The organism is Collinsella ihumii, assembly GCF_900046475.1.
Lineage (GTDB): Bacteria > Actinomycetota > Coriobacteriia > Coriobacteriales > Coriobacteriaceae > Collinsella > Collinsella ihumii.
On sequence record NZ_FCOU01000003.1, the window covers coordinates 523,153 to 545,974 of the forward strand.

The following is a 22,822-nucleotide window of genomic DNA, read 5'->3' on the forward strand; positions in this document are numbered from 1 at the left end:
AAGTCGCAGCCAGCTGGCTAGTCGTTTGGATTCACGAGGTCGCGCACGCTGAACGATCCGTCACGGTAATCGAGCACGGCGATACAGCAGTTGCCCAGGCGACGGCCGTCCGCATGCCAGTCAAATCCCAACTCACGCAGGACGCCCGCCGTCGCCGCACCGTGACTGACGGCCAAGACCGACTCATGCTGCGGGCGCTCCATGATAGAGCCGATCGTTTCCATAAGGCGGTCGCGCATCTCCTGCTCGCCCTCACCGCCGAACGGCACGTAGAAGTCGCCGTAGGGCAACGGCGGATTGGTGTCCTCGGTAAGCCCCTCGAACGTCCCGAAGTTCCACTCCTTCAGGCCTTTCAGGCGGGCATACGGCATGCCAGGCACCACGAGCTCGAGCGTGTCGCAGGCGCGCTCCGACGTGCTGGAATACGCATGATCAAACGAGATGCCCCGCTCCACGAACCACGCACCGGCGCGTTTTGCCTGCTCGACGCCTGCCTCGGTGAGCGGGGAGTCGCACCATCCCTGCTTGCGCTTGAGCACGTTGAACAGCGTCTGGCCGTGACGCATAAGATACAGTGTCGCCATCGACAATTCCCTTCGGTATCGCGACAATTCCTCTGCCCTGCTGTCGCGCCTCACTGATAATGCAGCCGCGTCTCGTCCGCGTTCGCGAGGTCGCGCGTGAGGTAACGCTCGGCGAGCCAGCGCGCCATGGGCAGATTCTGGTCCAGGTAGTTGCCGCACTCCTCGGGGCGGGCGCCGGGAATCCCGCCCGTAAAGTCGCGAACGAACGCGAACAGCTCGCGCACGAGCGGCAGAATCTCCTCGGAGCTCACCTCGCCGAACACCACGAGGTAAAAGCCCGTTCGGCACCCCATGGGACCGAAGTACACCACGCGCGGCGCCCATTCCGGATGGTTGCGCAGAAACGTGGCGCCGAGGTGCTCGATCGTATGGCATTCCGCGGTGTTCATGACCGGTTCGCGGTTGGGCTCGGTCAAGCGCAGGTCGAACGTGGTCACCGCGCCTCCCGTCTGCGGGTCCCGGTCGACGCGCGACACGTACACACCCGGCTTCAGCACCAGATGGTTGACGGTGAAGCTGGCAATCTTGTCCATGGGTCCTCCCAATCGACGGCGCGATTCTCATGCAGCCCAGCTTACCACGGCCGCCGCCGGCGGTGTTATCCTCTTGCATGAACCATCGTCCGCCCGAAAGGTGAACCCGTGACGACCCACGATCTTCACGATAGCTTTGGCCGCAGTATCAGCTACCTGCGCATTTCCGTCACGGACAAGTGCAATTACCGCTGCGTGTACTGCATGCCGGAAAACGGCGTTCCCGCTCGCGACCACGCCGAGCTGCTCACGGCGGAAGAGATCGCCCGCTTCGTGGAGCTCGTGGCCGGCGAGGGCATCCGGCGCATCCGCCTGACCGGCGGCGAGCCGCTCGTGTCCCACCGTATCGTGCCGCTCATCCGGTCCATACGCGCCATCCCGACCATCGAGGACATCTCGCTGACGACCAACGGCGCGCTGCTGCCCCGCATGGCGTCCGACCTGCGCGCGGCCGGTCTCGACCGCGTCAACATCTCGCTCGACACGCTCGATGCCGACCAGTTCGCGCGCATCACGCGCCTGGGTCGTCTCGAACAGGCCTTGGCGGGCATCGACGCCGCCCTCGCGCACGGGTTCGACCCCGTCAAGGTGAACACCGTCGTGGTGCGCCGCCTTGAGCAGGATGTCTTCGGCCTTGCCCGCCTTTCCGTCGAACGCCCCGTGCACGTGCGGTTTATCGAGTACATGCCCATCGGCAACGAGGAGACGATTGGCGCCTGCAAAAACGAGCCGCATTGCCCTCCGGGCGTATCCGGCACGGCACCCGAGCTCCATCCCGAAGCGTGGGACGAAAGCGACATCGTGCCCTCCGACGAGCTGCGCGCGCAGATCTCCGGTGCCGGCGAGCGCGCCGGGCTGGGCCCGCTTACGCCCGCGGACCAAAACGGCCCGTCGGGCGCAGGCCCCGCGCAATACTGGCACTTTGCGGGCGCCCGGGGCACCGTGGGCTTCATCTCGGCCATGTCCAACCATTTCTGCTCGCGCTGCAACCGCCTGCGCCTCACCGCCGACGGCAAGCTGCGCCCCTGCCTGTTTTCGGATGACGAGTACCCGGTGCGCGACGCGCTGCGCGCCGGTGATGACGAGCAGGTCCTGACAATCTATCGCGACGCCATCGCGCACAAGCCGCAAGAACACAAGACGACAGACGGCACGGCACGCTTCATGTCGCAGATCGGAGGCTGACCATGACCAAAAGATCGACGAAAAAGCCCATGATCAAGCGGGCGACCGGCGAGAAATACCCCACTGCCGTCGTGGAGACAGACGGACCCGGCCAGCAAGGCGCACCGGACGCCCCGACGGCAGACGGGCACCAGGATGCCGGCAACACCGACGCTGCGGCCTCCCCGGCGCGCGACGCGTATCGCGATACGCTCACCCATGTTGACGAGAAGGGCGACGTGCGCATGGTCGACGTGTCCGACAAGGCGGTCACGCAGCGCCTCGCCGTCGCCGAAGGGTCCATCCTCATGCACCCGGAGACGCAGGCCATGGTCCTCGAGGACCGTGCGAAGAAGGGCGACGTGCTCGCCTGCGCGCGCGTGGCCGGCATCATGGCCTCCAAGCGCACGAGCGACCTCATCCCCATGTGCCATCCGCTCATGATCACCAAAAGCAAGGTGGATATCGAGCCCATTCCCGCTCAGGGCGACGGCGCGCGAGCCGACGGGCGCGTCGGCTTCCGCGTGACCTCCACACTGGGCGTCACCGGTGTCACGGGCATCGAGATGGAGGCGCTGACCGCGACCTCGGTCGCCTGCCTGACGATCTACGACATGTGCAAGGCAGTCGACCGCGGCATGGAGATCGTCGACGTACGCCTGCTGCATAAGGAAGGCGGCAGGTCGGGCGTCTGGGAGCGCGCCGAGCAGGCCGACGCGCCCGCCGTGGCACCCGCGACGGATACGGCACCCGCGACGGACGCGGCGCCCACTGTGGACGCGGCGCCCTACAGCGCCGAGACGGCCGATCCCGTGGAGCCGGAACCCGCCTCCCCCCTGCCGGGCGGCCCCGGCGCAAAAGCCGCGGCTCCTGCCATCGCGTTCATCGGATACCAGAATTCCGGCAAGACCACGCTGGTGGAAAAGATCATCAAGCGGCTCACGCAGCGTGGGCTGCGCGTCGGGTCCATCAAGCACCACGGGCACAAGGGATTCGATATCGACCAGCCGGGGAAGGACTCCTGGCGCCACGCGCAGGCGGGCAGCCGCCATGTGGGCCTGGTCGCGCCCGGCCAATACGCCGAATACGCCTACACCGAGAACGAGGTGCCGGTGGGCGACCTGCTCACCCACTATACCGACGTGGACATCGTGATCGTCGAGGGATACAAGACGGCCGGCCTCCCCAATATCGTGGTGACGCGCTCGGGCGTCGACCGGCTGCGGGGCGACACGTCCTATGACCTCATCGACGAGAACACGCTGGCCATCGCCTGCAACGATGTCGTGGAGCGCAACTTCCGCGCACGGGCGGCGCGCGAGGCGGAGCAGGCCGATGCGGCTCGCGAGCTGCCGCCGTTCATCAGCATCAACGATGCGGCCGCGCTGGTGAACTTCATCCTCAGGTGGCTCGGCAGGTAGCTTCTTGGCAGGATGGGTTGATTGGGGACGGGTTCGTTCCAACCCATAGGCGGTGCAGCGCGCCGTCAATGGGTTGGAACGAACCCGTCCCCAATCAACCCATCCAAAGCGCCGTTATCGGTGGCGCGCTTCGCGCATGCCGCGCAGCACCGCTTCGCGCAGCTCGGGCACGCGCGCCTTGTCCATGGGCTCCACGCCGGCGAGCGGGTAGGCGATGCCCAGCTGCTCGTACTTGGCCACGCCCATGGTGTGATAGGGCAGCATCTCGAGCCCGACGACGTTGCGCCACGGGGCAATCAGGCGTCCGAGCGCCTCGCACTCCTCGACCGTGTCGGTATATCCGGGCACCACGACATGGCGGATGACGGTCTTGATCTTGCGACGCGCCAGCTCGTCGCCGAACGCCAGGATGCGGCCGGGATCCCGCCCGGTGAGGGCACGGTGGCCGGCAGGGTCGGCATGCTTGATGTCGAGCAGCACCAGGTCGGACTCATCGAGCGCGCGGGCCGTGAGCTCGGGGCGGTCGGGATCGAATGCGTAGCCGCAGGTATCGAGGCAGGTGTGCACGCGTCCGGCGGGACGGGCGTGCATGGCGCCGAACAGGTCGGCCAAGAACTCGGGCTGCAGCAGCGGCTCGCCGCCCGAGACGGTGATGCCGCCGTTGCGGTAGAACGCGCGGTTGCTCTCGAACTCGTCAACGATCTGCTCGACCGACATGAGCGTCCCGGCACCGGCGCCCGTCTTCCACGTATCCGGGTTGTGACAGAACAGGCAGCGCATGGGGCACCCCTGCGTGAACACCACGAAGCGGATCCCCGGACCGTCGACGGTCCCCATAGTCTCAATCGAATGAATGCGTCCTAAGGTATAGCTTGATTCCATAATCCACCTACCAATGAGATGGGCCCGCCGTCATCAATCCGCGGGGAACACGATACCCGCCTGGCGGCGCGCCTCATCCATGATGGCCAGCGAGGCAAGCGTGATGTCGCGATACCGCGCGGCATCCATCTCCCCTGCCACGCAGGCGCAGAAGTCGTCGAGCTCATAGCACATGTTGTTGTCGCACGCGGCAAGAGCGAGGTCTTCGGTCTCGTCGCCCGTGCTCTGGGCCTCGGCCGTCCAGGCTCCCCGCACGGCTTGACCGCGCAGGCGCACCGATGCGCGGGAGGGCACCGAGACGCCGCTGTAGGTGACGGTTCCCAGCTCGCCTTCGATCTGGCACGGCAGCAGGTCCTGGGAGATCTTGGAGTACGACAGCTCCACGACCTTGTCGGGATAGCGCGCGAGGATGGTTCCCGCGCCATCGATGACCCCTCCGGTCGCCTCGTTCTCCTCATCGGCGATGAGCACCGGCGTGCAGCTGATGTCCTCCGGCGCGCCGAACAGGTGCACCATGGCGGCAACGCAGTACACGCCGATGTCCATCAGCGATCCGCTCGCCATGCGCGCGTCGAAGATGTTCGTCTGCCTGCCGCCGAGAACCTCATCGTAGCGGGAGGAGTATTTGCCAAAGCGCAGGCTGGCGCGGCGGACCCGGCCGATACGCTCCACGGCGGCGCGCAGCGTCTCGTAGGCGGGGTCGTGCACCGAGCGCATCGCCTCCAACGCGACCACACCGTGCGCCGCGGCCTCGTCGAACACGAGGCGCGCCAGACGCTCGTTCGGCGCCAAGGGCTTCTCCACCAGCACGTGCTTGCCGGCACGAATGCACGCGAGCGCCTGATCGACATGGAGGGCGTTCGGGCTTGCGATGTACACCGCGTCGACCGCGGCGTCGCGGCACACCTCTTCGATCGAGGTGTACGGGGTCGTGCCACCCAGGCGCTCGGTGGTGGAGGCGGCACGAGCGGCGTCGCGCGACATGCTGCCGCGGTATCGGGCGCGGGAGCACTGATGGATCATGTCCACCATGCTGTCGGCAATCGTACTGGTCCCCACAACCGCAAACGCGAGCTCGTTCATGGCGCTTCCTTTCTGCCAAGCCTCAACGCACCGTATCTATCATACCGAGCATACAGCCGATATCGCGCACGTCGAGCCGCAGATTCCGCATATCGAAGCTCGCTGCCGCACGGCTCAAAAGCCGGACCGGGGGCACCGCCTGGCACGGTGCCCCCGACATGGCGGACGGCGCGCTACATGCTCTCGTGGAACGTGCGCGCGATGACCTCATCCTGCTGCTCGCGCGTCAGGTTGTGGAAGTTCACCGCATAGCCCGACACGCGCACGGTGAGCTGCGGATACTTCTCGGGATGCGCCTGCGCGTCGAGCAGGGTGTCACGATTGAACACGTTGACGTTCAGATGATGGCCGCCCTTCTCGGCATACGCGTCGATCATGTTCACCAGATTGTCGGCCTGAGCCTGAGCCACATCGGAAACCTTCATGTGAAATACCTCCTAATAATGATCAGGGTTTCCCTAATTGCACGCGTCGCAGGACGCAACGGGGTTCTCGAACTCGATCTCTCCCAGGTCGATGTCGCCGAAGAACACCTGGTCCTCCTTGCCGAGCGCGCCGGGGATGATGGAAAACGTGTTGGAGATGCCGTCCTGCGCGTCGCGGAACGGCAGCTTCGCCACACTCGCCAAGCTGGCGATGGCGCCGTGGCTGTCGCGACGGTGCATGGGGTTCGCGCCGGGCGCAAACGGCACGCCCGCCTTGCGGCCGTCGGGCGTCGCGCCGGTCTTCTTGCCATAGACCACGTTCGACGTGATGGTGAGCACCGACGTGGTCGGCACGGAGTTGCGATACGTCTCGTTGCGGCGCACGAACTCCATGAACTCGTGCACGACGTCGTGCGCGATCCGGTCCACGCGGTCGTCATCGTTGCCGTACTTGGGGAAGTCGCCCTCGATCTCAAAGTCGACGATGACGCCGTCCTCGTCGCGCACCGGATGGACCTTGGCGTACTTGATGGCGGACAGCGAATCGGCCACGACCGAAAGGCCCGCGATGCCCGTGGCGAACCACCGATGCACATGGTGGTCGTGCAGCGCCATCTGGATCGCCTCGTAGCAGTACTTGTCGTGCATGTAGTGAATGATGTTCAGCGTGTTCACGTACACGCCGGCGAGCCAGCGCATCATGTCCTTGTACTTGGCGATCACGTCGTCGTAGTCGAGCGTGTCGCCCTCGACGGGGCGGTACTTGGGGCCGACCTGCTTTTTGGACACCTCGTCGATGCCGCCGTTCAGCGCGTAGAGCAGGCACTTCGCCAGATTCGCGCGCGCACCGAAGAACTGCATCTCCTTGCCTACGCGCATGGAGCTCACGCAGCAGGCGATGGCGTAGTCGTCGCCGTGGTAGACGCGCATCACGTCATCGTTCTCGTACTGGATCGACGAGCTCGCGATTGAGGTCTTGGCGCAGAACTCCTTGAACTTCTGGGGCAGGCGCGTGGACCACAGCACCGTCAGGTTGGGTTCGGGGCTCGTGCCCATGTTCTCCAGCGTATGCAGGTAGCGGAAGCTCATCTTGGTGACGAGCGTGCGCCCGTCCACGCCCATGCCGCCGATGGACTCGGTCACCCACTGCGGATCGCCCGAGAACAGGTTCTGGTACTCCGGCGTGCGCGCAAACTTGACCATGCGCAGCTTCATGATGAAGTGGTCGACGAACTCCTGGATCTGCTCCTCGGTGAAGGTGCCGCGGCGCAGGTCGCGCTCGGCGTAGATATCGATGAACGTCGAGGTGCGGCCGATGGACATGGCGGCACCGTTTTGGTCCTTGACCGCGGCGAGGTACGCCAAATACATCCACTGGATGGCCTCTTGCGTGTTCTGGGCCGGACGCGAGATGTCGAAGCCGTAGATCTCGCCGAGCTTTTTGAGCTGGTGCAGGGCGCGAATCTGCTCGGCAAGCTCCTCGCGGTCGCGAATCACGGCCTCGGTCATGGTGTGGGGCGTCGCAGCCTTCTGGGCCTCCTTGTCGCGAATGAGGAAATCAAGGCCGTAGAGCGCCACGCGGCGATAGTCGCCGATGATGCGGCCGCGACCGTACCCATCGGGCAGGCCGGTGATGATGTGCGCGGAACGGCAAGCCCGCATTTCGGGCTTGTAGACGTCGAAAACGCCCTGGTTGTGCGTCTTGCGCTTGTTCGTGTAGATGTCGACGATCTCCGGATCGATCTCGTAGCCGTGCTGCTCGGCCGCCTGGCAGGCGATGCGAATGCCGCCGTTGACGTGCAGCGCGCGCTTGAGCGGTCGATCGGTCTGCAGGCCCACGATGGTCTCGAGCTCGGGGTGCTCGGCATCGATGTAGCCGGCAGGATATGCCGTGATACCCGTCACGACTTTGGTCTCGATATCGAGCGCGCCTCCTTTTGCGCGCTCTTCCTCGAGCAGGCCGAGCACCGTGCCCCACAGCGTCTTCGTACGTTCGGTCGGTCCGGCCAGGAAGGAGTCGTCTCCCTCATAGGGCGTGTAGTTCCGCTGGATGAAATCGCGGACATCCACCTCGCCTTGCCAGATACCTCCTACAAAATCTTCCCATGCTTCCATTGGTTCAACCACGCTCCTCGCGGTCGTGCGCGCGATTGCGGCGCGCGCATATGAATGTAACGCCGGTGAGCAGCCAAAATGTCTGTTCGGGCGCATCTCATTGCAAGCTTGTACCCCCTGGCGAATATGTTATTCACCTAGTGCCATTTTTTCACTCACCGGATGTTAGACGAAGATAACATATGCCAGTCAAGATAGATATGTTAGAAAGTGTTTACTTTCTGCTCACACAAGAAACACGCGGAGAGGGCATGCGCGGCGCCGCTGCGGGGGATGCTCCCGCCCACCAAAACGGAAAAGGGACTTTTGGGTACAAGTTCTCCGACTTGCTGAGTAGCACCCCGAATGCAGCATATAGTCGTTATAGGACTTCATATCTTATATGTTCATTATGGAGGATACTCGAAGGGTCGCGATGTATGTACCCATAAGTCCCCTTTTCAGAATGGCGATGTATTTTTATGCTGTGTATACGCTGCCTAATATTAATATCGGGGTGAAATGCCGGGATTTCCGGCATTTCACCCCGCAGAAGCCCCAGCATCCATGCGCACGCCAGGCGCACCGCACTCAGAACTTGCGCAGATTGGAGAGGGACTTCAGCGACTCGACGATCACGTCGCGCTCGATGCCGGACTGTGCCTGAACGGTCGCCTCGACGGCCCCCTCCACAAACGGGCAGTCGACCATGCGGACACCCTCGTCGTTCATATCGGCCAGGACCATCTTGACCACCATGGCGGCAGCGCCCATATCGACGAGCACGATCGCCCCATCCGGCCCGTTCACCTCGTCGATCGCCTGGAACACCGACACGTAGCTCGTGCCGAACGAACCGTCGGACATGCCCCCCGCCACCGCAACGGCAGCTTGGGGCGCGATCATCTTGGTATAGTCCCGCAGAGCCTCGACCAGCGCTCTTGAGTGCGAGACCAGCACAACTCCTACCATCATTCCCCCTGCTGATTCAATCTTATGTAGCCATAGTACCCAAATTATTCCCCCAAACGTATCAAGGGCAGGAGGAACGGTCCGTTTTGCCGGGCCAGCCCGCACCGGCCGTTCGCCGAATCGGCAGACGGTACTTGACTGGATACTAATGTGATATCACAATGCAATCAACGAGACCGATCGAGGCGCTCGTCGGGGTCTGCCCTTCCCCGAGGCAATCCAGGGCAGCATCCGGGCTGTCACGCAAACGCGGATGCACGGTTCGAAAGGAACTACCATGAGCGTGGAAAAGCAGATGCAGGCCAAGTCCGGCTGGAGCATGCTTGTCATCACCATCGTCTTGTTCGCTCTGATCGTCGCGCTGTACGTCTTGTCGATCAGCGATATGGCCGCCTGCGACAGCGCAGGGGTGCCGGTGTCGCCCCTCTCCATCGCAGGACTCGTTCTCGCCATCGTGCTTTCCGTGGTGATCTGGATCTTCCCCGTCGCGGGCTTCTTCACCCTGCAGCCCGGGCAGGCGCGCGTCTGCATCCTGTTCGGCGACTACAAGGGCACCGTGCGCAGCGAGGGCTTCCATTGGGCGAACCCCTTCTACAGCCGTTCCATGGGAGGATCCGATAGCGGCCTCCGCGTCGAGCTCGACGCCGAGGGCGGTCTGAAAAACGCCAAGGCGAACGTGGGCGCAAAGGCGATCTCGACCAAGGTGAGCGTGCGCGCACGCACCTTGAACGGCGAGATCTTGAAGGTCAACGACAAGATGGGCAACCCCATCGAGATCGCCAACGTCGTGGTGTGGCACGTCGAGGACACCGCCAAAGCCCTGTTCGATGTTGACAACTACGAGCAGTTCGTGGCCACGCAGGCCGAGACCGCGCTGCGCCATGTGGCGAGCGTGTACGCCTACGACCATCTGGAGGACAACTCCGACGACACGAACGCCATCACGCTGCGCAGCAATATCGAAGAGGTCTCGGAGGCGCTCAAGCGCGAGCTCACGCAGCGGCTCTCCCCTGCCGGTGTGAGCGTGGACGACGCGCGCCTGACGCACCTCGCCTACGCACCCGAGATCGCCCAGGCGATGCTGCGCCGCCAGCAGGCCGAAGCCGTCATCGCCGCCCGCAAGAAGATTGTCGAGGGCGCGGTGTCCATGGTCGACATGGCCGTAAAGGAGCTTGCCGACGGCGGCACCATCGAGCTCGACGAGGAGCGCAAGGCCCAGATGGCCTCGAACCTCATGGTCGTGCTCTGCGGCGAGTCCGAAGCGCACCCGGTTCTCAACACGAGCTCGATCTACTAATCCAGTTTGACACGCGTCGGGACGGGACCGAATCGATCGGCCCCGTCCCGCAACCACCCACCACCGAGCAGGTGACCACCATGGCACGCAAGCAATACCCGCTCCGCATCGACCCCGCGATCTGGGAGGCAGTCCAGCGCTGGGCCGACGACGAGATGCGCAGCGCCAACAGCCAGGTGGAATGGATCCTGCGCGATGCGCTCAAGCGCTACGGCCGCCTCCCCAAATCCAAGGACCGCGACCGCACCGAGTGATTTTTTAGGGACTGTCCCTAAAAAATCACGCACCCCATCTCTCACCGACAACCTCATCGAACCTTTTGGAGGCAGACATGAACGGCTCTGCTCTGACTACCCCTACCCCTAGTTCGCTTCCCGTCCTCAGCGTGGAGCATTTCCAAAAGCGCTACGGGGACACCATCGCGGTCCGCGACCTCTCGCTCGGCGTCGAAGCGGGCGATATCTACGGCTTTATCGGCCACAACGGCGCGGGCAAGACCACCCTCATCCGCTCCATCGTGGGCGCGCAGGCCATCGACGGCGGCCGCATCCGCATCTGCGGGCACGACGTGGTCCGCAAGCCCCTGCAGGCAAAGAGCGCGCTGGCCTACGTGCCCGACAACCCCGACGTCTACGAGTTCATGACCGGCATGCAGTACCTGACCTTCATGGCCGACATCTTCCGCGTCCCCGACGACGAGCGCACCCGTCGCATCGGCGAGCTTGCCGAGCGTCTCGAGCTCACCGACGCGCTCGGCGACACGGTGGGCACCTACTCACACGGCATGCGTCAGAAGCTCGTGCTCATCGGCGCGCTCATCCACGAACCCCGCCTGCTCGTGCTCGACGAGCCCTTCGTGGGCCTCGATCCCGTGGCCTCCCACGAGCTCAAGGCGATCCTGCACGAGCTCGCTGCACGCGGCGGCGCGGTGTTCTTCTCGTCGCACGTGCTCGAGGTGGTCGAGAAGCTCTGCAACAAGGTCGCCATCATCCGCGGCGGAGAGCTGCTGACAAGCGGCACCACCGAACAGGTGCGCGGCGACTCCTCGCTCGAAGACGTCTTCCTCGAGCTCGTCGAGAAGGAGGCATGATCGCCATGCGCGATATGCTTACCCTGATGCATGTGCAGGTCCTCGGCCTGCTCAACTCGTTCGCCCCGAATGCCCAGGGCATGCCCCGCGCCGCCCGGGCGCGCAGGCTCGTGTTCGTCGCACTGCTCGCCCTGCTGCTCGTGACCGTATTCGCCGGCTACACGGCGCTCATGGCCATCGGTCTCGCCGTTTCGGGGATGGCGAACGTCATCCCGCCCTTCGCCGTGGCCGCAGGATCGCTCGCGGGCGTGTTCTTCACCTTCATGAAGGCGCGCGGCACGCTGTTCGGCACGCGCGATTACGACCTCATCATGTCGCTTCCCATCCCACGACGCACCGTCGTGATCGCCCGCATGGCGACGCTGTTCGGCAGCGCTATCGCCGTGGCGACCATCTTCATGGTTCCCATGTACGCGGTCTACCTCATCATGGCGGGGGCGAGCCCCGTCTCCATCGCCCTGGCGGCGCTCAGCGTCGTCCTTGCCCCGCTGGCGCCCACGGCACTCGCCACGTTCGCCGCCTTCGCCGTCACCGCGCTTGCAGCGCGCTTCCGTCATGCCGGCATCGTCTACATCGTGCTCGCCCTTCTGGCCATGCTCGCGTTCGTGATGGGCGCCTACGGCTTCTCGTTTACCGCCGGCGTTGATCATGAGGCAACCGTCGCAGCCACGCTGCAGGTCGCCACTGTGCTGGAATCGGCCATCACGAGCGCCTACCCTCCCGCCGCCTGGGCAGCCGCCGGCATCGCAAGCCACGACGCGCTCTCCTTTGCCCTGTTCGCTACGGCGTCGATCGGCGTCACCGCAGCGTGCGTCGAGGTCATGCAGCGCTTCTACCTGCGCATCAACGGCATGCTGGCCGGCAGAAGGCGCCGGGCGCGCGGGCGCGCGGCCGTCGGGGCACGCCGTACCCCGTTCACGGCGATCGTCGTGAAAGAGTTCCGCACGCTGCTCGGCATTCCCTCCTATGCGTTCAACTGTCTGTTCGGCTACCTGCTCATGGTCGCCATCGCGATCGCCCTGTCGGTCATGGGCCTGCGCGGCATACTGATGTCCGGCGCCATCGACGGAATAGACCAAGACGCGCTCGCCCACATGGGAGACCGCATCTACCTCGTGATTCCGTGGGTCTTCGCCTTCTGTGCCTCCACGGGCGCCAGCTCCACCATCTCCGTCTCGCTCGAGGGGCGCTGCGCATGGATCATGGCGAGCGCGCCGCTTTCGGTGCGCACGATTCTTTGGTCCAAGCTCGCCTCCAACCTCATTCCGGTGGGGTGCTCGCTGGTGCTGAGCACGGTCATCCTGCTTGTCTCCGGGCAGATCGAGCCCCTTATCGCAATCGAGCTGCTCATCGTGAGCCTGGGTTTGTTCCACCTGTGGGCCAACGTGGGTATCGCCATCGACGCCGCCCGCCCCAACTTCTCATGGACCTCGGCCAACGAGATCGTGAAGCGCAGCATGCCCATCACGGTGAGCGTGATCGGGGGCATGGTCTGCGAATTCGGGTTCGGAGCGCTCTGCGTGGCGCTGATTCCCGACATGGCCTCGATTGCTGCGGCGCACGCGACGGCGATCGGCGTCGGCGTCGTGGCCGCGATTCTGGGACAGCTGCTCTTCATGCGCACGGCCCGTACCGCCAGGCTCTATATCGTGTAGAATCCCCGGCACCCGGGCGCAGGACCTGCCATCAGGGCGGGCTCGGCGCCCGGCCGCCTCAAAACGGACACATCCCGCCAAGGCGCCCACGCCGGGAAAAGAGCCCTCCGAACACCCCTGTCTACCTGCGGGAATGTATGAGTTTCCGCAGGTAGACACTGTATCCTCGAATCATCCACAACCTTGACCGCCCCCACCCGAAAAGGGACCGTTCGCGGCATGAAATCAACCTTAATCGGTTCTTCAGATTATTGTCCTCACCCTGAGGTACATTTCTATTGGCGCACGTAACCGACCGTCGGATTGCTTAAGGATTTAAGCGCCGGCAACGCTGAACAGGAGATGATCGCATGCGCGCCGCACCCGAGAGAAAAGAGGACCCTCACCTCGTGAAGACCGTGAAAACCACCGCTCAGAGCAAGGCAGCGACCGCGCGCCCCAAGCGCTCTAAGGACCAGCGACTCAACCTTAAGCGTTCATACGAGGCGTTTCTGGAAGCAGCGAAGAAGGCGGGAAGCTCCGCCAAGAGCGTGCGTACCCCTTCCGAGACGTGGCCTATGCGTCCATACGCAGCATCCATCTAGGCCCTCTTCAATCTATCTGCTCGCTGATAGCACGACTCGGTCTACCAACGGGCGCAGCGCCCCGCGCGATTGCTCGCGCGGGGCGCTGTTATGTGTGGGGCGTCTGCCACGTTTCGCAGTAGCACACATGTGTGAAGGAATTGTGATCATAGGCGGCAAAAACTGCCCCGCTGGCGCGCCCAGAGAGTAAAACGACGCACTCCATCGCTATCCCGCACTGGAGCGAATGCAGGCAAAATGAGCCTCTGACCTGCGGTTTATGTACGAATCTTGAATCATTTCAGAATCGTTTCCAGACACCCTTGAAAGGCAAAAATCGACCGACTACACTTGCCATCAGCAAATCGGCGAGCGCGCTGAATCCCACTGTAAACGGCGCGCACGCAACCATAACACGCGATATGAAAGGAAGAACTATGGCCGCCATCAATCTGCTCCAGTCCACCGCCAAGGCTATCGTCAACCTCTTCTCCAACGAGATCAACGTCCCCGGCGTCTCCAACACCCCCTACCTCGGCCGCACCGCTCACGTCTCCCCCAAGGTCTCCTCTGAGTTCGGTCGTCTGGCCTGCTAAAGAGCTTTCAACCCAAGTACCGAAAACGCCCGTCGGCATGAGCGCCGGCGGGCGTTTTTTCTAGCTCGTTGTGATTGCAGGCTCTTCCTGCTATTTGCAGGTTGCGCAACCCGGGGCCATCTGAGCCGAAAAGCCCAAGCCCCTTGCGCGAGTGCAAATGTGGGGACGTACCTTCCGCGTGCAAAAATGCACGCGGAAGGTACGTCCCCACATTTGCACTCGCATCTACTGCAGTTGGGTGCGCACGGTGTCGGGAAGGTCGTCGGCCTGCACCTCTTCCCAGGAGATCATGCCGCGCAGAAATGCCGCGTCGAAGCGCAGGTACGCGCCGTCACGCAGCTCTCGGCTCGTATGAAACACCGTGGTTGTCTGCGACCCGTCCTCTGCATACGCTGTAAGCTCGTAGCGGTACGGCATGTCGGAATCGGCATCGTCGCGCGTCACGCAGTCGTTGTCGATCTGCGTGTAGTACACACCGCCCGTAAGCGGTGCCGACAGCGCGACATCGCCGAACTGATCCCCAAACTGCTCGCCCAGCTTCGATACGGCAAACCCCGCGCCGCCAATCAGCAGGCAGATGGCCACAGTCACAACCGCAATAACGCGTTTCATCGGTATCCTCTCACATATCCTCCGGCGCCCCGCACGCCTCTGATGGGTCACCGCAGATACGGAGACCCGCCAGAGGCTCGTGCAAGAGCGCGCGCCGAAGGGGTGTCCCCAGCGTGCAAAAGTGCACGCGGAAGGTACGTCCCCACATTTGCACTCGCGGGGAGGGGCGGGGCTACAAGCGGCGCCACAGGCGGACGATGAGCCAGATGACGGCGCCGGCGGCGGCCCAGCCCATGAGCGGTAGCCACGTGTCGGTGATGCTCCGGATGACTGCCGCCCATGTGACATGGTCGAACATACGGTCAACCCCCTATTGCGCATGGCGCGTGCGGATCGCGTCGCGCACGATGCCCTTGCTCATGAGGTAGGTCACGCAGAAGTAGCCGCCATAGGCGATCAGGAAGATCAGCGTGGTGAAGCCGACGGTGCCTCCGATCGTCAGGCCGCCGAACACCTCGACCAGATCGATGATGATCGACAGCGCCACGATCGAGTGGGCGACACCCACCACCACGGGGAACACGAAGAAGATCGTCTGCTGCACCAGCACCGAATGCGAGATCTCGCGGTCCGAGGTGCCGAGCTCCGCCAGGATCCGGTAGTTCTTGCTGGCGTCCGACACGCCCGAGAGCTGCTGGATGGTGAGAATCGCCGCGCACGCCACCACCAGCACGAAACCGATGTAGATCGCCAAATACGAGATCAGGCCGTTCATGGAGTCCACGCTCTCGTAGGTCGAGGTGCGCGTCGCCTCGACGCCCCACGCACCGACGAGGTTGCCCGCGGTATCGGTGATGTCGCCGTACTCACGGTACTCGCCGATGTAGGCGTCGGCGTCGTCGGGGTTCACCCCGTCGGCGTAGTTGAGCATGAGATAGCTCTGGTACGGCGGCAGGTCCAGCTGATCCACCAGGCTGTCGGGCAGCACGATCGTGCCGGAGTTCATGCCGAACATCGCGTTGACGAACGTGCTCGCGTCCTCGTTCACGCGGTCCTGCACCGGGTACAGCACGCGCCCGCCGATGGTCAGCTCAACGCCTTCGCCCAGCACCTTGTCGTAGATACGGTTCACGCTCTCGCCCATATCGGACAGGATCGTATAGCCGTCCTCGCCCAAGACGATGGGGTCCATCCCGCGGAACCTCAGGTATTCGTTATAGTTGCTCTCACGCATCACCGTCAGGCCGAGTCCGGACACCCCGGTCTCGTCGATGCCCTGGGGAAGCTCCTCGTCCACCTCCTCGCAGAGGTCCAACAGGTTCACGACGGGCATGTCGGCGCCGCGCGGCGTGGATTCGAAGAGGTCCACCTGGATGGAGCTTCCGGCAATCGAGGCCAAATCGAAGGGCTGCGCATCGTCTGTCCCCGCGTTGACGGTCTGCCGGCGGCTCATCTCCATGACGTCCACGGGCTCCTCGGCCTCGGCGAACACCACGCCGCCCTCGCCGCCCGTAACCGTGGGATCGGCGTTCAGCTCATCTACGGTGGAACCGCTGTAGTAGACGACTACCGTCGTGTAGTCGACCGGCGTGCCCCGCTCCACCGAGGTGTTCATCACGTCGGCGAGCGACATGCCCGCGGTCACCGAGGTGATGGCCAAGAACAGCAGCATCGCGATCATGGCCATCGAGAAGCTCACCGTATTCACCTTGGCGGCGAGCTGGCGCATGGTCACCATGTTCAGGCCGCGCCAGTACAGGCCGCGCGCCGCCTGCAGCGCCTTGAGCAAAAAGCCCGAGAGCCCAAAGAAGAACAGGATGGTGCCGATCACGACGGTCACGGTGGTGATCAGGAACTTCTGCATCCCCTCGGGCGATCCGTCGTAGGGCAGGCCATCGTTCAGCAGGCGCACGTAGGCCACCACGATCGCCGCCAAGCCGACGAGGAAGACCGCCGCGGCGACCCAAGGGTTGCGCGTCCGGATGGCCTCGTTCTGCCGCCCGGCGCTCATCAGGTCAATGACGCGGGCGCGCGCCACCACGCGCAGGTTGAACACGAGCGTGACCGCAAAAATCGCCAGCAGGCAGACCACCGTGATGAACAGGGCGCTGATCGAGAAGAAGAAATGGAAGTCGGCGATCTGGGTTTTGAAGAGCGAGGCCGTGAAAAACGTCATGAGCCATGAGAGCGCAAGCCCCAGCACGATGCCGAGCACAAGGGCCGCCGCCGACACGATGAAGGTCTCCAGCGCCATCACGCGCGCCACCTGGCCGCGGCTCATGCCCAAAACCTGATAGAGGCCGAACTCCTTCTTGCGTCGCTTCATGATGAAGTTGTTGGCGTAGACCATGAGGAAGCCCATGACTATGGCCAGAAACACCGTCAGACCGCTGATGATGCCGCCGAGCGAGGTCGCCAGGCCCTCGCTGGCGATATCGGCCAGGTCGACCTGGATGGAAATGGTGTTGAACGCGTAGAACACCGTGACGGCAAGCGTGAGGGTCAGCAGGTAGACCAGGTAGTCTCTTCCCGCCCGGCGCACGTTACCCAGCGCAAGCTTACAAAGCATCGGAACCCTCACCGCCCATCATGGCAACGACCTCCATGATCCGCTCGAAGAACGCCTGACGGGTCGACGAGCCGCGGCGCAGCTCGGTGAAGATGCGGCCATCGCGGATGAACAGCACGCGATGCGTGTAGCTCGCCGCGAAGCTGTCGTGCGTGACCATGAGCACCGTCGCCTGGTAGTCGTGGTTCATGGTCTCGAAGCACTCGAGCAGCAGGCGCGCGTTCTTGGAATCGAGCGCGCCGGTAGGCTCGTCCGCCATGATGATGGCCGGATCGGTCACGAGCGCGCGAGCGGCGGCGACGCGCTGCTGTTGGCCGCCCGACATCTGGTAGGGATACTTGTCGAGCACCTCGGCGATGGAGAGGCGCTGCGCGGTGGCCTCCACGCGGCGAAGCACCTCGGCGGCCGGCACGCGGCTGATGGTAAGCGGCAGCGCGATGTTCTCTCGCGCGGTCAGCGTGTCGAGCAGGTTGGAATCCTGGAAGATGAAGCCGAGCTGCTCGCGACGGAATTTCGTCAGCTTGGATGACTTCATGCCCGTAACGTCCACGCCGCCGACCAGCACGTTGCCGCTGGTCACGGCATCGATGGTGGAGATGCAGTTGAGCAGCGTCGACTTTCCCGATCCCGACGCGCCCATAATGCCGACGAACTCGCCGCGCGCGACGGTAAACGAGACGTCCGCGAGCGCACGCGTCACGTTGTTGCGCGCGCCGTAGACCTTCTCGACGTGACGTACGTCGAGCACCGGCTGCGCCGTCGCGGCCGGTGCGGCGTGGCGGGGCGCCTCGGCACCCCCGCGCGGCGTGGTGGGCAGGGTCATGTGGACGCGCGGCGCGGTCGCATCGATGTGATCGGCCTGCACGGTCTGCTTTCTCATGGCAAACGTTCCTTTCACTCATTGCGGGCGAGCCGGCAACAGACCGGCTCGCCCGAGAAGACGCACGGCTACCTGGAATTGGTCCAGAGCAGCCAGATCATGACGATCGAGAGCGCTGCCATAACCAGCAGCCACAAGACCATCTCGAGCGCACTCATCCCAACACCCTGCTTTTTCTGCTTCACATCATACGGGTTGCGCTGATACGGGTTCATGTTCGTTGCCTCCATGACAACCACCTCCTGACCCTATAGTCGCAGCACGGCCGAACGGGAGCCATCGATTTGGCTTACACCTTGATTGCGGTTTTGTAAGGTTGGTTAAGGGAGGCTTAAGGAGGCGGCGGGGTTCGCGTTTCCAGGGAAACGCTGGTCAATTGCTTTCGCGGCGGCCGGTCCCGTGGCGAGGCGGATGCGCGCGAAGGCGAGGAAGGCGCAGTGGTGCTGCGCCGACGCAGCCTGAGCCCGCAGGCGCCCGGCACGGGGTCGGCCGGCGCGGAATGAATTGATCAGCGTTTCCTGCGGCAGATGCGAGATGCCGCGTCGTGTACAATGGCCTTCGATCGATTGTTCGGATAGGATCGCATACGGTGAAAACAGTTCATGTAGCAGCAGGAATCATTCGGCGCGACAAGGGCGACGAGGTACTCGCCGTGCAGCGGGGATACGGTTCCATGCAGGGCCTCTGGGAGTTCCCGGGCGGCAAAGTCGAGCGCGGCGAGACGCCCGAGCAGGCATGCGTGCGCGAGCTGGCCGAAGAGCTGCAGGTGCGCATCGTCAGCCTGCGCAACTTCTATACCGTCGAGTACGATTACGACGACTTCCATCTGTCGATGGAGTGCTTCTTCTGCCGCATCGACGAGACGGGCGACAACACCGAACCGCAGCGCAACGACCGCCAGATGGACCTTCGCTGGGTAAGCCGGCGCTCGCTCGCAACGCTCGAATGGATGCCCGCCGACCAAGGGCTGGTACAGGCCCTGGTCGAGCTGGACGATACCGCCGAGGTGCCTCAGCAGCGCTCGGCGCAAGAGACTGAAGCTGCAGGGCGCACGCCGCGGCGCGCCTCCGGTCGCAAGCCGGGCAAGAAGCGCAAGAAAGACCTGCTTGACGGCATCGACACCTCGGATCTGAGCGCTGCGGAGACCGAGTTGGTCCGCAGGCGCGCCGCCATCAAGAAATCGATGAAGGGCAACAAGCGGGCCGACACCAAACCCGAGATGCTCGTTCGCCAGCGCCTGCGCGCCGCCGGCCTCACCGGGTACCGCCTGCAGTGGAAGAAGGCGCCCGGCCGTCCCGACATCGCCTTCCCCGGCAGGAAGATCGCCATCTTCGTCAACGGCTGCTTCTGGCACCGGTGCCCGCACTGCCATCCCAGCACGCCGAAGCGAAACACGGAGTTCTGGGAGGCCAAGTTTCGCCGCAACGTCGAGCGCGACGCACGGGCCGTCGCCGAACTCGAGCAGATGGGGTGGCTTGCCATCACCATCTGGGAGTGCGAGCTCAAGCGCGACCGCATCGACGAGACGATGGCGCGCGTTATCGATCAGATCAACTCCGCAAGCCGAGGAAACGCCGATTGATCACCTGTGGGTGCAGGCGGCTCCGAGCGAGGCGCCTGCACCCACAGGGCGCACACATTTTCTTGAGGTTCACATGAGGTAAGCAGCGATAATTTCGCCCGTTTTCGCACGTCAGATACCTTGTCACAGAACGGACAAACAGTCGTAAGGACCTCTTAAGTCATGGTGTTGATGCCAGCTGGTCATAATGAGGACAACACATCCGAACCAGCAGCAACACCGGATGTGCCATTTGGTGGATGAGCGAGGAGGCCGAGCATGCATCCTTCCCAAAGAGCAGCAAAAGCATGGTTACCATTGCAACCATCCCAACATGCAGACGGTTTCTCCTTCCCCCCGACACAGAGAACAGGCCTCCTCGGCTCCACCGTTTCTGATCAGAAGCATCATCGCTCTCAGGATCAAGGCGTCAACCTGCAGGATTCCTTCCATCGCCTCTTGGACGCCCTGGACGAGACGAACCTGCAGCAGTGCATCGTGGCGTAAAGCCTAAACCGTGCCCCTACATGAAAAGGACCCCGAAGGGTTTCACACCCTTCGGGGTCCTTATTGTATGAACCTCTGTTAAGGCACCGTGGATACGGAGAGCTCGTGCTGGCGTGCGCCGAAGGGGTGTCCCCGGCGTGCAAACGTGCATGCGGAAGGTACGTCCCCGATTTGCACGGGCGCCCGGCCGCCGCGGAGCCAGGCATGGGTTGGAACGAACCCGTCCCCGGCCAACCCGCGAACGCGGTCGATACGTGAGCCTCCGACTACATCAGCTCGCAGACGCTCGCGGCAAACGCCACGGGATCCTCGGGCAGGATGCCTTCGACCAGCAGGGCCTGATTGTACAGCAGGCCGGCGTACAGCTTGACCTTCTCGGCGTCGCCATCCTTCTGGGCGGCGACGAGCTTGGCGAACACCGGATGCTTGGCGTTCAGCTCGAGCACGCGCTGCGTCTTGGGCAGACCGTCGAGATCGCCCTCGGGACCGCGCTGAAGCACCTTCTCCATCTCGAGCGACAGCGGGCCTTCCGTGGTGATGCACGCCGGAGACTCGCTCTCGCCCACCAGGCGCGCCGACACCGCGACCTTCTCGACCTTGTCGCCCAGGGCGTCCTTCATGGCCTCGAACAGGTCGCCGTTCTCCTTGGTCGCCTCCTCGGCATCCTTCTTCTCGTCCTCCGTCGCCAGGTCGAGGTCGCCCGTCGCGACGTTCTTGAGCTCCAGATGACGATCCTCGAGCTCAGGCTCGGCACCATCGGCCACAGCCTTGGCGGCAGCCTCCTTGGCGGCGTCGTCCTCGTAGACCTTCGGCATGTCCTTCGCCACATACTCGCGCATGGCCTGGAAGGTGAACTCGTCCACATCCTGCGTAAGCAGCAAGACGTCGTAGCCGCGCGCCAGCACACCGGTCACGACCGGCATCTTCTCCAGACGCTCGCGCGAATCGCCGGCAGCGTAGTAGATGGCCTTCTGCCCCTCGGGCATGGCGTGCGCGTACTCGGACAGCGTCATCATCTTCTTCTCGCGCGCGCTGTAGAACAGCAGCAGGTCGGCAAGCTCATCGGCCTTCATGCCGTAGCTCGAATAGATGCCGTACTTGAGGCCACGGCCGAAGTTCTCGAAGAACGTCTCATAGGCGTCGCGATCGTCATCGCGCATGCTCTCGAGCTCGCTCGTGATCTTCTTCTCGACACGGCGGGCGATGGCGCGCAGCTGGCGATCGTGCTGGAGCGTCTCACGCGAAATGTTGAGCGACACATCGGCCGAATCGACCACGCCGCGGACGAAGTTGTAGTAATCCGGCAGCAGGTCGGCGCACTTCTCCATGATGAGGACGTTGGAGCTGTACAGCGCCAGTCCCTTTTCGTAATCCCTGCTGTACAGGTCGAACGGCGCACGGCCGGGGATGAACAGAAGCGCGTCGTACTCGAGCGTGCCCTCGGCATGGAAGCTGACGGTGCGCGCCGGATCCTCAAAGTCGTGGAACGTGGACTTGTAGAACTCGTTGTAGTCGGACTGCTCGACATCGGAGGAATGCTTCTTCCAGATCGGCGTCATGGAATTGATGGTCTCGAGCTCCTGATAGTCCTCGTACTCGGGCGTGTAATCGTCGCCCGCGTCCTCGGGCTTGGGCTTCTGGCGACTCTTGGTGACCATCATCTGAATGGGATAGCGCACATAGTTGCTGTAGCGCTTGATCAGATCCTTCAGCCCCCACTCGGACAGATAGCGATCGTAGTCCTCGCCCGGCTCGCCGTTGGCGCCCTGCTCGTTGTCGCGCAGCGTCAGGATGATGTCGGTGCCGTGGCCATCGCGCTCGCCCGGCTCGATGGTATAGCCCTCAAGGCCGTCGCTCTCCCAGACGTTGGCCTCGTTGGAACCGAATGCGCGGCTCACGACGCGCACGTGCTTGGCGACCATGAACGCCGAGTAGAAGCCCACGCCGAACTGGCCGATGATATCCACCGCGTCGCCCTGGCTCTCGGCGTTTTCCGCCTTGAACTCCTGGCTTCCGGAATGCGCGATGGTGCCGAGGTTCTTCTCAAGCTCCTCGCCCGTCATACCGATGCCGTTATCCGAGATGGTGAGCGTGCGCGCGTCCTTGTCAAACGACACGCGGATTGCCAGGTCCTCATCATCCAGCTTGACGCTTTCGTCGGAGAGGCTCTTGAAATTCAGCTTGTCGACAGCGTCCGACGCGTTGGAGATGAGCTCGCGCAGGAAGATCTCCTTGTTGGTGTAGATGGAGTTGATCATGAGGTCGAGCAGCTTTTTGCTCTCTGTCTTGAACTCGCGCATATGCATCCTTTCCGGTTCCCAAACCTGATGTATTCAGACTTAGATTTTATAACCATAGGGCGCGCAAGTATTCAGATCGAGCAGAAAAGGCGCA

At 63.5% G+C, this 22,822-nt stretch carries 19 protein-coding genes and 1 pseudogene; 8 read left to right on the forward strand and 12 right to left on the reverse strand.

Features of this window, described 5'->3' with window-relative positions:
- Positions 1 to 17: 17 nt before the first annotated feature.
- Positions 18 to 584, reverse strand: a complete 567-nt coding sequence (locus BN3789_RS03530) for a histidine phosphatase family protein (RefSeq protein ID WP_066830005.1) — start codon at positions 582 to 584, stop codon at positions 18 to 20.
- A gap of 50 nt (positions 585 to 634) precedes the next feature.
- On the reverse strand, positions 635 to 1,117 hold the full coding sequence (locus BN3789_RS03535; RefSeq protein WP_066830007.1) for an S-ribosylhomocysteine lyase: 483 nt from the start codon (positions 1,115 to 1,117) through the stop codon (positions 635 to 637).
- Between the two features lie 108 nt (positions 1,118 to 1,225).
- Here BN3789_RS03535 and BN3789_RS03540 point away from each other — a divergent pair, with 108 nt between their 5' ends.
- Positions 1,226 to 2,302 carry a GTP 3',8-cyclase MoaA gene (locus BN3789_RS03540; RefSeq protein ID WP_066830010.1) on the forward strand — a complete coding sequence of 359 codons (1,077 nt, stop codon included), beginning with the start codon at positions 1,226 to 1,228 and terminating at the stop codon, positions 2,300 to 2,302.
- Positions 2,303 to 2,304: 2 nt separating this feature from the next.
- Positions 2,305 to 3,702, forward strand: coding sequence for a cyclic pyranopterin monophosphate synthase MoaC (gene moaC / locus BN3789_RS13460; protein ID WP_066830013.1), 1,398 nt, complete (start codon positions 2,305 to 2,307; stop codon positions 3,700 to 3,702).
- Positions 3,703 to 3,816: 114 nt separating this feature from the next.
- Here moaC and pflA read toward each other — a convergent pair whose 3' ends face one another.
- The 4 genes and pseudogenes from pflA to BN3789_RS03570 all read right to left on the reverse strand — a co-directional run bounded on the left by pflA (position 3,817) and on the right by BN3789_RS03570 (position 9,161).
- On the reverse strand, positions 3,817 to 4,584 hold the full coding sequence (pflA, locus tag BN3789_RS03550) for a pyruvate formate-lyase-activating protein (protein ID WP_066830016.1): 768 nt from the start codon (positions 4,582 to 4,584) through the stop codon (positions 3,817 to 3,819).
- Positions 4,585 to 4,617: 33 nt separating this feature from the next.
- On the reverse strand, positions 4,618 to 5,667 hold the full coding sequence (locus tag BN3789_RS03555) for a Gfo/Idh/MocA family protein (protein WP_066830020.1): 1,050 nt from the start codon (positions 5,665 to 5,667) through the stop codon (positions 4,618 to 4,620).
- A 173-nt stretch (positions 5,668 to 5,840) separates the two neighbouring features.
- Positions 5,841 to 8,303, reverse strand: a pseudogene (gene grcA3 / locus BN3789_RS03565) (autonomous glycyl radical cofactor GrcA3).
- A gap of 474 nt (positions 8,304 to 8,777) precedes the next feature.
- Positions 8,778 to 9,161 (reverse strand): PTS-dependent dihydroxyacetone kinase phosphotransferase subunit DhaM, encoded by a 384-nt coding sequence (locus BN3789_RS03570; RefSeq protein ID WP_079989059.1) that lies wholly within the window; start codon positions 9,159 to 9,161, stop codon positions 8,778 to 8,780.
- A 274-nt stretch (positions 9,162 to 9,435) separates the two neighbouring features.
- On the opposite strand from BN3789_RS03570, the gene BN3789_RS03575 reads away from it, so the two are divergent.
- The 5 genes from BN3789_RS03575 (at position 9,436) to BN3789_RS12620 (ending at position 14,359) form a co-directional block, all read left to right on the forward strand.
- Positions 9,436 to 10,455, forward strand: a complete 1,020-nt coding sequence (locus tag BN3789_RS03575) for an SPFH domain-containing protein (RefSeq protein ID WP_066830036.1) — start codon at positions 9,436 to 9,438, stop codon at positions 10,453 to 10,455.
- 80 nt (positions 10,456 to 10,535) lie between these two features.
- Positions 10,536 to 10,709 (forward strand): type II toxin-antitoxin system antitoxin, encoded by a 174-nt coding sequence (locus BN3789_RS12285; protein WP_079989060.1) that lies wholly within the window; start codon positions 10,536 to 10,538, stop codon positions 10,707 to 10,709.
- A gap of 77 nt (positions 10,710 to 10,786) precedes the next feature.
- The gene (locus tag BN3789_RS03580) at positions 10,787 to 11,545 is read left to right on the forward strand and encodes an ABC transporter ATP-binding protein (RefSeq protein ID WP_066830039.1); all 759 of its coding nucleotides are present in this window, start codon (positions 10,787 to 10,789) and stop codon (positions 11,543 to 11,545) included.
- A gap of 5 nt (positions 11,546 to 11,550) precedes the next feature.
- Positions 11,551 to 13,200 (forward strand): hypothetical protein, encoded by a 1,650-nt coding sequence (locus BN3789_RS03585; RefSeq protein WP_147569521.1) that lies wholly within the window; start codon positions 11,551 to 11,553, stop codon positions 13,198 to 13,200.
- Positions 13,201 to 14,200: 1,000 nt separating this feature from the next.
- The gene (locus tag BN3789_RS12620) at positions 14,201 to 14,359 is read left to right on the forward strand and encodes a hypothetical protein (protein ID WP_154018717.1); all 159 of its coding nucleotides are present in this window, start codon (positions 14,201 to 14,203) and stop codon (positions 14,357 to 14,359) included.
- A 225-nt stretch (positions 14,360 to 14,584) separates the two neighbouring features.
- Here BN3789_RS12620 and BN3789_RS12900 read toward each other — a convergent pair whose 3' ends face one another.
- The 5 genes from BN3789_RS12900 to BN3789_RS12625 all read right to left on the reverse strand — a co-directional run bounded on the left by BN3789_RS12900 (position 14,585) and on the right by BN3789_RS12625 (position 18,590).
- Complete coding sequence (locus BN3789_RS12900) at positions 14,585 to 14,971, reverse strand: YxeA family protein (protein WP_066830048.1); 387 nt, start codon at positions 14,969 to 14,971, stop codon at positions 14,585 to 14,587.
- A gap of 172 nt (positions 14,972 to 15,143) precedes the next feature.
- Positions 15,144 to 15,269 carry a hypothetical protein gene (locus tag BN3789_RS13325; RefSeq protein ID WP_267872867.1) on the reverse strand — a complete coding sequence of 42 codons (126 nt, stop codon included), beginning with the start codon at positions 15,267 to 15,269 and terminating at the stop codon, positions 15,144 to 15,146.
- A 12-nt stretch (positions 15,270 to 15,281) separates the two neighbouring features.
- Positions 15,282 to 17,480: an FtsX-like permease family protein gene (locus tag BN3789_RS03600; protein ID WP_066830051.1), complete on the reverse strand. Its 2,199-nt coding sequence runs from the start codon at positions 17,478 to 17,480 to the stop codon at positions 15,282 to 15,284.
- Positions 17,470 to 18,360 carry an ABC transporter ATP-binding protein gene (locus tag BN3789_RS03605; protein WP_229254157.1) on the reverse strand — a complete coding sequence of 297 codons (891 nt, stop codon included), beginning with the start codon at positions 18,358 to 18,360 and terminating at the stop codon, positions 17,470 to 17,472. Before BN3789_RS03605 ends, BN3789_RS03600 begins: the two co-directional genes overlap by 11 nt.
- Before the next feature lie 68 nt (positions 18,361 to 18,428).
- On the reverse strand, positions 18,429 to 18,590 hold the full coding sequence (locus tag BN3789_RS12625; protein WP_154018718.1) for a hypothetical protein: 162 nt from the start codon (positions 18,588 to 18,590) through the stop codon (positions 18,429 to 18,431).
- Positions 18,591 to 18,949: 359 nt separating this feature from the next.
- Between BN3789_RS12625 and vsr the strand changes: the two genes are divergently transcribed.
- On the forward strand, positions 18,950 to 19,942 hold the full coding sequence (vsr, locus tag BN3789_RS12295) for a DNA mismatch endonuclease Vsr (RefSeq protein ID WP_079989062.1): 993 nt from the start codon (positions 18,950 to 18,952) through the stop codon (positions 19,940 to 19,942).
- A 752-nt stretch (positions 19,943 to 20,694) separates the two neighbouring features.
- Here the strand turns inward: vsr and htpG are convergent.
- Positions 20,695 to 22,728 carry a molecular chaperone HtpG gene (gene htpG / locus BN3789_RS03620; protein WP_066830057.1) on the reverse strand — a complete coding sequence of 678 codons (2,034 nt, stop codon included), beginning with the start codon at positions 22,726 to 22,728 and terminating at the stop codon, positions 20,695 to 20,697.
- Positions 22,729 to 22,822: the final 94 nt, after the last annotated feature.

Coding starts and splice junctions, on each gene's coding strand:
- BN3789_RS03530 (WP_066830005.1), bottom strand. CDS start 584: ATGGCGACACTGTATCTTATGCGTCACGGCCAGACGCTGTTCAACGTG.
- BN3789_RS03535 (WP_066830007.1), bottom strand. CDS start 1,117: ATGGACAAGATTGCCAGCTTCACCGTCAACCATCTGGTGCTGAAGCCG.
- moaC (WP_066830013.1), top strand. CDS start 2,305: ATGACCAAAAGATCGACGAAAAAGCCCATGATCAAGCGGGCGACCGGC.
- pflA (WP_066830016.1), bottom strand. CDS start 4,584: ATGGAATCAAGCTATACCTTAGGACGCATTCATTCGATTGAGACTATG.
- BN3789_RS03555 (WP_066830020.1), bottom strand. CDS start 5,667: ATGAACGAGCTCGCGTTTGCGGTTGTGGGGACCAGTACGATTGCCGAC.
- BN3789_RS03570 (WP_079989059.1), bottom strand. CDS start 9,161: ATGATGGTAGGAGTTGTGCTGGTCTCGCACTCAAGAGCGCTGGTCGAG.
- BN3789_RS03575 (WP_066830036.1), top strand. CDS start 9,436: ATGAGCGTGGAAAAGCAGATGCAGGCCAAGTCCGGCTGGAGCATGCTT.
- BN3789_RS12285 (WP_079989060.1), top strand. CDS start 10,536: ATGGCACGCAAGCAATACCCGCTCCGCATCGACCCCGCGATCTGGGAG.
- BN3789_RS03580 (WP_066830039.1), top strand. CDS start 10,787: ATGAACGGCTCTGCTCTGACTACCCCTACCCCTAGTTCGCTTCCCGTC.
- BN3789_RS03585 (WP_147569521.1), top strand. CDS start 11,551: ATGCGCGATATGCTTACCCTGATGCATGTGCAGGTCCTCGGCCTGCTC.
- BN3789_RS12620 (WP_154018717.1), top strand. CDS start 14,201: ATGGCCGCCATCAATCTGCTCCAGTCCACCGCCAAGGCTATCGTCAAC.
- BN3789_RS12900 (WP_066830048.1), bottom strand. CDS start 14,971: ATGAAACGCGTTATTGCGGTTGTGACTGTGGCCATCTGCCTGCTGATT.
- BN3789_RS13325 (WP_267872867.1), bottom strand. CDS start 15,269: ATGTTCGACCATGTCACATGGGCGGCAGTCATCCGGAGCATCACCGAC.
- BN3789_RS03600 (WP_066830051.1), bottom strand. CDS start 17,480: ATGCTTTGTAAGCTTGCGCTGGGTAACGTGCGCCGGGCGGGAAGAGAC.
- BN3789_RS03605 (WP_229254157.1), bottom strand. CDS start 18,360: ATGAGAAAGCAGACCGTGCAGGCCGATCACATCGATGCGACCGCGCCG.
- BN3789_RS12625 (WP_154018718.1), bottom strand. CDS start 18,590: ATGGAGGCAACGAACATGAACCCGTATCAGCGCAACCCGTATGATGTG.
- htpG (WP_066830057.1), bottom strand. CDS start 22,728: ATGCGCGAGTTCAAGACAGAGAGCAAAAAGCTGCTCGACCTCATGATC.